Consider the following 7,465-nt stretch of genomic DNA (forward strand, 5'->3'; position numbering starts at 1 on the left):
TTACTTTTGATTATCTGCAAAAGCCGATGATACCGATATTCTTATTGTTGGGCACACTCATGACCCTATTTGTAGAACCTATACAAATGGAAAAACTTTTATCAATACTGGAACCTGGACACGTATGTATCACCTTGATTTTGGAAAAGGTGGATCGAGTGAGCAGTTAAGCTTTGCAAAAATCGATGTTCTTAAAGGTAAAGATAAGGAAGAGGATTGTGAGGTGAGGGCAAAGTTAAATGTATGGAAGGGAGTCAATAAACTCCCTTATAATACATTTTCTTAATTATTCACCTTCGGCATAGCATAGTTCAATAAACATTTCGCCATGAGCTGATTTGATAGGGATGATAACGACAGTTGTCTTCTCTGGGTACTTGATTGTGTGACCAGGTCCCTCGATAATTGATGGAATGGCCATATCTGTTGTATATCCAATTCCTGCGAGATCTCTCTTTGCATTACCCATAATCATATTACAGATCTCTCCACCGACATCTCGAATTTCTTCGTTAAACTCAGTGTATTCTTCCATAAGCATGGCACTTGCGATTTTAATATAAGAGTCATAAGGAAATGAAATAACCAGCATCGCTCTGTATTTCTTATTCCCATCTTCTTTTGTGACCTCTCCAGAGAGACCAATTATTGCAGAGACATCACCCTTAGAAGTGTTGTCCTTTTTTACTGAAGGCTTACCTGGTTCAAGTTTTGTAAAAACCATTGTTTCAAAGACATTTTTAGCGGCTTCAATAAATGGTTTAGAAAACTCTAGAAAGTTTGCATTTGACATTAGTATCTCCGATTAAAGTCCTAAACTCGACATCAAGTCATCAATAGAGGATTGATCAAGCTCTTTCTTAGAGTCTGCATTAAATGAGACTGAAGCCCTTTCAATATTTTTAAATTTGTCTTGTAACCATTTTAGTCTTGTCACAAATGTTTGAGTGTTAACAGATTTAAGACCATTATCATCACCGGTCTTTAATTTGTTCACCATCTTCACTAGTAACTCTTGAGAACTAAATAGGATTCCAACAACAACTTCTAGTAGGGCAGGATCACTGGTTTGACTTGATTTATAACCTATGGCCTTACCAAGTTCACAGAATGTACCTATTTCATCTGCACCGATTGATCGAGCAGCACCCATAATACGGTCAATCACCTGCCCGTATTTTTCAAGAAGTTCAACTCTGGTTGGATCATCTTCAAGATCCTCTAGAACTGTTTCCAGCTCGTCAAGAAGCTCAAGTGATTCATCACAAAATTCAATTACAATCTCTCTCATTGAAGGATCGTCTAGTAGACCCATTGCTTATCCTTATTTGTTAAAAATCTTATCAATCTTTTCTTTAAGTACCTGAGCAGAGAAAGGCTTAACAATGAAGTTACTTACTCCTGCTTTAACGGCGATTACAACATTTCCTTGTTCAGCTTCCGCTGTAATCATAAGAAATGGAAGGGCCTTGTATTGATCAGACGCTCTTAGTGTTTTAAGCAGTTCAAGACCTGTCATTTGAGGCATGTTCCAGTCGGAAACAATAAACTCATAGGGTTCACCACTTGCTGTTGCACCTTCAATCATTGGTAGAGCAGTGGCCCCATCATCGGCCTCATCGATATTGGTAAATCCAATTTGACCAAGCATGTTCTTAATAATTTTTCTCATCGTGGCCATATCATCAATAACCAAAATTTTCATATTCGCTTTTAGCGCCATTTTCGATTCTCCCTTGAATTAAGCAGCTTCTTTCTTGTTATTTTCAATATTTACTAAATGTATGAGGTTCTCATATATTTTATCGCCAAAGTCGAATTCAAGTCCAGAGGTAAAGGTTTTATTTTTCAAGCGGTTAATAACCAACTCTAAAGGTAGGGGACTACCATTAACTCTACCACTACTAAATTCAAATATATGGCTTACGGCCCCTAGAATCAGGGCCAGAATATCTATAAATTCACCACGCTTTTGATTCGGATATCCCATCCCTCCATAGCGCTCATGGTGTTGAAAAATGATATTCTTACAACGATCACTGACCTCGAGACCACTTTTAACCAACATATGATGTGAATAGCCAGGATGTTTCTCGTGTTTCTTCTTTTGCTTTTCTGTTAGCTCTAATTGTGGAGTATGAGAGATACTATAATCTAGCTGTGTATAGCCTAAGTGTGCAAAAAATGAGGCACAAACGATATCGGCCAAGGTCTCTTGGTCCTTCATGTCCATATTCTTGGTCATGAAGTAGCTGAAGGCCACGATACGATTAGTGAAATTATCTTCTGTTAAGAGCTCTTCGGCCAAGTAGGCGGCCAGAGACACAGTATGTGATACAGTGAGTTCAAAGAGCTCTATTTCCTCTTTTGCGGCCAAGATCATTGGAAGAAAATTATCGACTTTTAAGCAGGCGGCAAGCCCGTCTTTGAGGTCATATTGCTTTTGGGCTTCACCCATAGCTTCTGGATCAGATTGCTGTTTAAGCTCCAGCTCGTGTTTCTTCTTCTGAATTTTTTCTAGTCGCTTCTTTTCAAGCTCTGTTAGCTCTTTTTCTCTAAGTGAAGGGATATCTTCTTCTTTAAGACTCATATCATGAAGAAAGGTTCTTTTCTGTTTCTTATCAACAGCAATTTCTCCACCTCTTTCAACAATATATTGAATGAATTCATATTTATCATTACCCATAGGACTGTTAGCGTAGAGGTAAGGAGAGTATGTTTCTGATTGAGGATTATAGACGTAAATGTGAAAAGGAAATATTCTCTTATCTTCCAAATGCAGATGCTCTATTTCAATGTGGAATAATTCTGCTGGAACCTTCATTAGCTTGCCTTCTTTCCAAATTTACCAAAGAGTGATTTAAAGAATCCTTTTTCTTCAGTTTGGTCATCTTCTTTATTTCTTAGATCAACATCATACTTTTCTTCTTTACCTGCTTTGTGGAATTCATCAAGAACAATTCCACGGGCCGTTTCGAGAATTATTTCGATACTCTTCGCTTGATCTTTTTCTATTAGTCTATTGAACATTACAATCACAAAGCCTAGCTTATTAGCACCTTCATAAATAGGGTAGAAGAAGACATTATCTTCTGTGATCATTTTCTCATCACTCCATTTCGGAAGATTCATCTCAAGCCACTGGTCGTACATTTCTTCTTTTAACTCTGGCCATCTCTCTAGCACTTCTTCATCAACACCTTCTTCTTTTGAAAGTAGTGAATAGGTGTTAGAGAACTCGTTCTTTTCATGGTCCATCGTGAAGAAGAAAGAGTGTCCTCCATAATCTTCAAGAAGTGATGTGGCCATAAAGGCAAAGATATCGAGTTTATTAAGTGATTTATTATGATACAGGTTCATCACCTTTATCGCTTGGTCAATTCCATGTGGTCTTGGGTGAAAAACTTCCTTCTTTGTTGCCTGATCTTTCCTATTTTTAAGTCCTTGGGCGATATCATCAAGTGCGTCTTCATAATCTTCACCATAGACACTTTTAAGATACTCTTCATCAGTCATATCTTCAGAGTAGTACTTTGGACCAGTTCTTCTTCTCTTACCACCAACTCTATTTATAGTGATGGCATCAAATTCACTTTGAAGCTTTCTGTAATCAATTGTTTGCTCTCCGAGATCTACGGCCTCTTTTGAAGCTAATTTGAATATCAGATTTCTTCTTCTTTTCCTCATCAAAGGATTCATCTTTATCTTTTTGCCCTAGAATGTCCCAGTCTTGCTCTTGGTGTTTAATACCTTTTCTGCTATCGAGATTTGTCTCAATATGTTCAGTGTGTGCACTATGTCTCTTTTGAGAGAAGTCATCTTCGAGATCAAGATCTAAGCCTGCTTTTCTACGAGCATAATCACTATCATCTTCTTCTGTTTTTCTTTTGCGCGGCCTCTCCATCTTCTAGAGAGAGATTTAGTGAAGCGGCCGGGCCATCAACTTCATCATCATAGTCTTCGAGATGATCTTCATCTTCTGAGTGATGAGCTTCATCTCCCATAAGCTCAAGGTCGAGCTTATCTCGAGCGCCTTCTCCATCTTCATCAGCATCGAGATCAAGGGAGTCTTCTGTTTCTTCGTTTGATTTTGAGTGTCCATCTTCAAGATCAAGCTTTGTTTCTTGATTAAGATCATCTTCATCAGCATCTAGGTCGAGGGACTTTTCGTCCTCTTCGTAATCTCTTTCGAGTTACCTCATCGGCCATGAGGTCATGGCGATTTCTCGCATACGATATCTTCTTCATCGATTAACTCGACAACTTTTGTCGACTTTTCCTCACATATGAGAACCTTTGTCCTCTTCATCTTGTTTTTCAAATTCAGGACGTTCTCTATCATCTTCAAGGCTGAGTTCTTGCTCTGCCTTTCTTCGCTTTTTCTCTTCTGGATCGAGATCAAGTGCCATCTCTTCTTCAGTGCGGGATCTTTTTCCTTCTTCATCAAGCTCATGTGCTTCAGAATTTCTTTGATCATCATCTTCATCTGCTTCAAGATCTAGGGCAAAATCTCTTTCACGCTCGTAGATATCTTCATCTTCTTCATATGAATCATCTTCAGTGCTTTGAGTATCATCCTCATCAAATGACATATCTAAAGAGTTTTCTCTTTTCTTCTTTGATAACTCTTCTTCCTCTTCTTCGTAAGAATCGGGGAGTCATCATCTTATCAGCATCTAATTCCATATCAACAGAAGAGACTTTCCTTTATAGTACTTATCATCATTACCATAGAGATCGTCGTGGTCATGATCATCTTCTTCCTCATCTTCATCGGCTTCGAGATTTAGAGTCATCTCTTTATTCAGTTTATGAATGCCAAGATCGTCCTCTTCTTCATAATGAGATTTCTTTTGTGTTGAGACATCATCATCAAAGAGTTCATCCGTTGTCTTGGACTTCTTTCCTCTAAGATAAGAGTCAATATAGTTTTCAGATTCTTCAATATCTTTTTTCTTTTTCTCTTCTTCCTCTTCAAAGCTTAGGTTATTTTCATTAACCTTTCCCTTCCACTCTTTTTGGATGGCCTCTTCTGCGTAACTCTTTTTCTTTTCTTCTTCATCTTCATCAGCACTAAGATCTAGTCCTTTGTCTTTTTTGGACTTCATATTATAGTCGAGGACATCCTCATCATCGGCCATAATACCTTTTTCTAGTCTTTGCTTCTCTTTTGTGTCGACAGAGTCTGAATCTGAGGCACCAAAAGAAGTTTCAACTTCTTCATCCTCAGTGTCATCTGCAATAACAATTGATCTCAGTAGTAGACGGACTTTATAAAGTAGGGTCTTTGGTGCAACTGGCTCAACAATACATTCAGTAAGACCAATCTTTGAAAACTTATCTAGGGTCTTTCTTGGCATTGATTTCTTCGTTAGAAGAATAACTTTTGAGTTTAGTTTTTGAATGACTTTTCTATTTGGTTGTAAAACCATGGCGCACTTTTTGGGATTCCCAAAAATAGAAAGTGACTGCCCAACAGTAGGGATAAGTTGAGCTACTTCTGAAGCATCATCTACTTCAAAAATCTCAATCTTCTCATCTTCTGCAACCTCTTCAATTACTTCTTTAAGCTTTTGTAGAGATTCATTAAGAGGGGCAACGAATATAAGTGGCTTCTTTGCGCTCATGCTTTTTTTATCGGTATATAGAGATGATTATTTAATGAAAAATCTCTATAAACTGTTGATTTTTCACGCGCTTAAAAAAAAATAAAAAAATCGAAAAAATTTCCTAAAGATTGTAAATACCCTACCGAAAAAGCTTGTGTATGGACAAGAGTCCAGTAACTTAATAAATTAAGTCACTAATAGCAGTAAGCTTATTGATCCTCAAGGTTGAAGGGTCAAACTCCAGAACGGATAGGATGATCAAGGAGGTATCAATGGGTTTACGTATTAACACTAACGTCACGTCACTAGCTGCACAAAGAACTCTCAACGTTAACAACAGAGATCAAGCTAACACACTTGGAAAACTATCATCAGGTACAAGAATTGTACGTTCAGCTGACGATGCTGCTGGTCTAGCAATTTCTGAGAAGTTAAAAGCTCAAGTAAGATCAACTAACCAAGCTGAGAGAAACGCGAATGACGGTATTTCAATGATTCAAACTGCAGAAGGTGGTTTGAACGAAATCTCAAACATTCTTATCAGACTAAGAGAACTATCAGTACAATCAGCATCTGACACAGTAGGTGATACAGAGAGAAAATTTACTGATCTAGAGTATCAAAACCTTAAGCAAGAGATGGAAAGAATTTCTCAAGTTACAGAGTTTAACGGAAAGAAACTTCTTAACGGAGCTGGGGACCAATATGATTTCCAAATTGGTATCAACAACGATTCATTCCAGGATAGAATCTCATTTGATACGCAGCAACTGAATTCTTCAATTGCGAGTCTTGGAGTAGATGGTCTTTCAGTAATTTCTAAGGAAGATGCACAAAATGGACTAGCTTCAATTGATAACGCTATCCAAATGGTATCAGGTCAAAGAGCCGAGCTAGGTGCGAAGCAAAACAGACTTACTTCTACGATCCAAAACCTACAAGTAAGTTCTGAAAACTTAAGCGCTGCAAACTCTCGTATCAGAGACACTGACTACGCTTCAGAAACTGCTAAGAAAACTAAGCTTGATATCCTTACAAATGCTGGTACTTCAGTACTTGCTCAGTCAAATGCACAAGGACAAGCTGCACTAAAACTTATTGGATAATTAATCTAATAAACTTTCTTATAAAAGGAACCACTGGCCCCAGGAATCTGGGGCCTTTTTATTTTCTTAGGAGATCACAAAGAGATCTTCTCCACAAAAATAACCTGAGATATTGAGTGAGAATTCTCCATTAAACTCAATTGGTGAAAGAATAAAGGGACCCTTTAAAAGGGCCTTTTGAATTTCTTCTATTTCAACTAGTGATTTTGCGATGAGGTAATTATTGACGACTCCACTAAAGAGCTCTCTTATATGCAAGAGGTGTGCACTAAGTTCTTCATGGCCATGATCTGTTAGAACCTCAATTAGGAAATCTAATTTTATAAAGATATTGTCCTTGACTGCATACCAAGGGAGTTCATTTTGAAGAACACTATGGAGACAAGTTTTAATACTAAGAATCCTCGCATTGGATTCCATCATGAGATTCTTATGGACATGTTCGAAGTTCATAGGCCACCTTGCTTTATATTGTCATATTAGCAATTATCGAAGTTAAGCTCATCTTATTTTCAATTAAGAAAAGCTTTAACTTTTAGATTTCTCTTTCAGATTACTGATTTTATAAGGCTTACTAATCAATAGATTTTACTTTTATGCCATTCTTTTTAAGAAGATTGGCAAAAATCCCATCACCATCAATAAGTTTTCCTGAGTATGTGCCATCATAAATCTTTCCATGACCGCACATTGGCGACTTACTTTTTAGAAGAGCTTCAGTTGCTCCACTAATTTTTGCAAGCTTGAGAG

General features: G+C 37.5%; 13 protein-coding genes. 2 read left to right on the top strand and 11 right to left on the bottom strand.

The features are described 5' to 3' along the window. The first annotated feature begins 124 nt into the window (after positions 1-124). Positions 125-286: a hypothetical protein gene (locus M901_RS17595; protein ID WP_021278735.1), complete on the top strand. Its 162-nt coding sequence runs from the start codon at positions 125-127 to the stop codon at positions 284-286. On the opposite strand, the gene M901_RS13300 is transcribed toward M901_RS17595, so the two are convergent. The 9 genes from M901_RS13300 to M901_RS13330 all read right to left on the bottom strand — a co-directional run bounded on the left by M901_RS13300 (position 287) and on the right by M901_RS13330 (position 5,627). Further along, complete coding sequence (locus M901_RS13300) at positions 287-793, bottom strand: chemotaxis protein CheX (RefSeq protein ID WP_021278730.1); 507 nt, start codon at positions 791-793, stop codon at positions 287-289. It abuts the gene before it with no gap. Positions 794-805: 12 nt separating this feature from the next. Further along, positions 806-1,315, bottom strand: coding sequence for an Hpt domain-containing protein (locus tag M901_RS13305; protein WP_021278724.1), 510 nt, complete (start codon positions 1,313-1,315; stop codon positions 806-808). A gap of 9 nt (positions 1,316-1,324) precedes the next feature. Next, positions 1,325-1,723 (bottom strand): response regulator, encoded by a 399-nt coding sequence (locus tag M901_RS13310; RefSeq protein WP_021278727.1) that lies wholly within the window; start codon positions 1,721-1,723, stop codon positions 1,325-1,327. Between the two features lie 18 nt (positions 1,724-1,741). Then, positions 1,742-2,824: an HD domain-containing phosphohydrolase gene (locus M901_RS13315; protein ID WP_021278729.1), complete on the bottom strand. Its 1,083-nt coding sequence runs from the start codon at positions 2,822-2,824 to the stop codon at positions 1,742-1,744. Continuing rightward, positions 2,824-3,687 (bottom strand): hypothetical protein, encoded by an 864-nt coding sequence (locus M901_RS13320; protein ID WP_157680015.1) that lies wholly within the window; start codon positions 3,685-3,687, stop codon positions 2,824-2,826. Before M901_RS13320 ends, M901_RS13315 begins: the two co-directional genes overlap by 1 nt. Beyond that, positions 3,611-3,904: a hypothetical protein gene (locus M901_RS17830; protein WP_198295404.1), complete on the bottom strand. Its 294-nt coding sequence runs from the start codon at positions 3,902-3,904 to the stop codon at positions 3,611-3,613. Before M901_RS17830 ends, M901_RS13320 begins: the two co-directional genes overlap by 77 nt. Then, positions 3,867-4,004 carry a hypothetical protein gene (locus M901_RS17600; protein ID WP_021278734.1) on the bottom strand — a complete coding sequence of 46 codons (138 nt, stop codon included), beginning with the start codon at positions 4,002-4,004 and terminating at the stop codon, positions 3,867-3,869. The genes M901_RS17830 and M901_RS17600 overlap by 38 nt, the downstream gene beginning before the upstream one ends. A gap of 276 nt (positions 4,005-4,280) precedes the next feature. Further along, a complete protein-coding gene (locus M901_RS13325; protein WP_021278728.1) occupies positions 4,281-4,592 on the bottom strand; it encodes a hypothetical protein in 312 nt (103 codons plus the stop codon). A gap of 84 nt (positions 4,593-4,676) precedes the next feature. Next, positions 4,677-5,627: a hypothetical protein gene (locus M901_RS13330; RefSeq protein ID WP_021278726.1), complete on the bottom strand. Its 951-nt coding sequence runs from the start codon at positions 5,625-5,627 to the stop codon at positions 4,677-4,679. A 254-nt stretch (positions 5,628-5,881) separates the two neighbouring features. Here M901_RS13330 and M901_RS13335 point away from each other — a divergent pair, with 254 nt between their 5' ends. Beyond that, positions 5,882-6,715 (top strand): flagellin, encoded by an 834-nt coding sequence (locus M901_RS13335; RefSeq protein WP_021278732.1) that lies wholly within the window; start codon positions 5,882-5,884, stop codon positions 6,713-6,715. A 66-nt stretch (positions 6,716-6,781) separates the two neighbouring features. Here the strand turns inward: M901_RS13335 and M901_RS13340 are convergent, their stop codons facing one another. Further along, complete coding sequence (locus tag M901_RS13340) at positions 6,782-7,168, bottom strand: hypothetical protein (RefSeq protein ID WP_021278731.1); 387 nt, start codon at positions 7,166-7,168, stop codon at positions 6,782-6,784. A 121-nt stretch (positions 7,169-7,289) separates the two neighbouring features. Continuing rightward, positions 7,290-7,465, bottom strand: a 176-nt coding sequence (locus M901_RS13345) for a DUF523 domain-containing protein (RefSeq protein ID WP_021278725.1), incomplete at its 5' end; no start/stop codon positions are given.

The organism is Bacteriovorax sp. DB6_IX, assembly GCF_000447775.1.
Taxonomy (GTDB): Bacteria; Bdellovibrionota; Bacteriovoracia; order Bacteriovoracales; family Bacteriovoracaceae; genus Halobacteriovorax_A.

Bases quoted from the DNA above. Each gene is read 5' to 3' on its own strand.
- M901_RS17595 (WP_021278735.1), top strand. From the start codon at position 125: ATGTATCACCTTGATTTTGGAAAAGGTGGATCGAGTGAGCAGTTAAGC.
- M901_RS13300 (WP_021278730.1), bottom strand. From the start codon at position 793: ATGTCAAATGCAAACTTTCTAGAGTTTTCTAAACCATTTATTGAAGCC.
- M901_RS13305 (WP_021278724.1), bottom strand. From the start codon at position 1,315: ATGGGTCTACTAGACGATCCTTCAATGAGAGAGATTGTAATTGAATTT.
- M901_RS13310 (WP_021278727.1), bottom strand. From the start codon at position 1,723: ATGGCGCTAAAAGCGAATATGAAAATTTTGGTTATTGATGATATGGCC.
- M901_RS13315 (WP_021278729.1), bottom strand. From the start codon at position 2,824: ATGAAGGTTCCAGCAGAATTATTCCACATTGAAATAGAGCATCTGCAT.
- M901_RS13320 (WP_157680015.1), bottom strand. From the start codon at position 3,687: ATGAGGAAAAGAAGAAGAAATCTGATATTCAAATTAGCTTCAAAAGAG.
- M901_RS17830 (WP_198295404.1), bottom strand. From the start codon at position 3,904: ATGGAGAGGCCGCGCAAAAGAAAAACAGAAGAAGATGATAGTGATTAT.
- M901_RS17600 (WP_021278734.1), bottom strand. From the start codon at position 4,004: ATGGGAGATGAAGCTCATCACTCAGAAGATGAAGATCATCTCGAAGAC.
- M901_RS13325 (WP_021278728.1), bottom strand. From the start codon at position 4,592: ATGTCATTTGATGAGGATGATACTCAAAGCACTGAAGATGATTCATAT.
- M901_RS13330 (WP_021278726.1), bottom strand. From the start codon at position 5,627: ATGAGCGCAAAGAAGCCACTTATATTCGTTGCCCCTCTTAATGAATCT.
- M901_RS13335 (WP_021278732.1), top strand. From the start codon at position 5,882: ATGGGTTTACGTATTAACACTAACGTCACGTCACTAGCTGCACAAAGA.
- M901_RS13340 (WP_021278731.1), bottom strand. From the start codon at position 7,168: ATGAACTTCGAACATGTCCATAAGAATCTCATGATGGAATCCAATGCG.